The following is a 964-nucleotide window of genomic DNA, read 5'->3' on the forward strand; positions in this document are numbered from 1 at the left end:
CTTCTTCAGCTACTTTAGCTTTTTCTGCATCTGTCAAGTTGTTAGGATCTACTACTGGAGTAAGAGCTGGTACTTTAACATTATCCGCATCCTTACCATCACCTTTACCAACTGTTTTCTCTGTTGGAGTTGATGTATTGCCTGATGCATCTTTTGCTACGGCAGTCACTTTATCACCAGCTTTCAAGCCCATAACTGGAAGATAGAAGAGACCAGCTTCATTTGTAGTAACAGTAACTGTTTCACTATTTGGAAGAGTGATTTCAACGATTGTTCCTGGTTCTGCTGTTCCTGAAACAGCTTTATCACCTTCTTTAACATCGTTCACAACTGGGGCTGCTGGTGCTGTCTTATCATCGGCTTTCGCTACGGTTACTGTTGTCGCATCTGATGTGTTACCTGCGTCATCTGTCGCTGTTACTGAGACTGTCTTACCTTCTTCCAAACCGCTAACTGGAACACTGAAGTTGCCATCTTGGTCAGCTTTAGCTGATACTTTATCACCATTTGGAAGAGTGACTTCGACGGTTGAACCTGCTTCAGCTGTACCTGTTACTGCTGTGTCACCTGCTTTAACTGGGTTCACAACTGGGGCTGCTGGAGCTGTCTTATCATCGGCTTTCGCTACGGTTGCTGTTGTCGCATCTGATGTGTTACCTGCGTCATCTGTCGCTGTTACAGATACTGTTTTACCTTCTTCCAAACCGCTAACTGGAACACTGAAGTTACCATCTTGGTCAGCTGTTGCTGTTGCTTTGGTTCCGTTTGGAAGGGTTACTTCTACTGTTGAACCTGCTTCGGCTGTACCGGTTACAGCAGTATCACCTGCTTTAACTGGGTTCACAACTGGGGCTGCTGGAGCTGTCTTATCATCGGCTTTCGCTACGGTTGCTGTAGTTGGAGTTGATGTATTGTTTGAAGCGTCTTTCGCTGTGACAGAGACTGTTTGACCTTCTTCCAATCC

Annotated in this window: 1 protein-coding gene; it reads right to left on the reverse strand. The window is 45.5% G+C overall.

Annotation, left to right across the window (positions count from 1 at the left end):
* The coding region (locus tag QEZ38_RS09740; protein WP_281335784.1) for an Ig-like domain-containing protein at nucleotides 1-964 on the reverse strand (964 nt) is incomplete at both ends.

The sequence above is a fragment of the Streptococcus taonis genome, assembly GCF_029948085.1.
Taxonomy (GTDB): Bacteria; Bacillota; Bacilli; order Lactobacillales; family Streptococcaceae; genus Streptococcus; species Streptococcus taonis.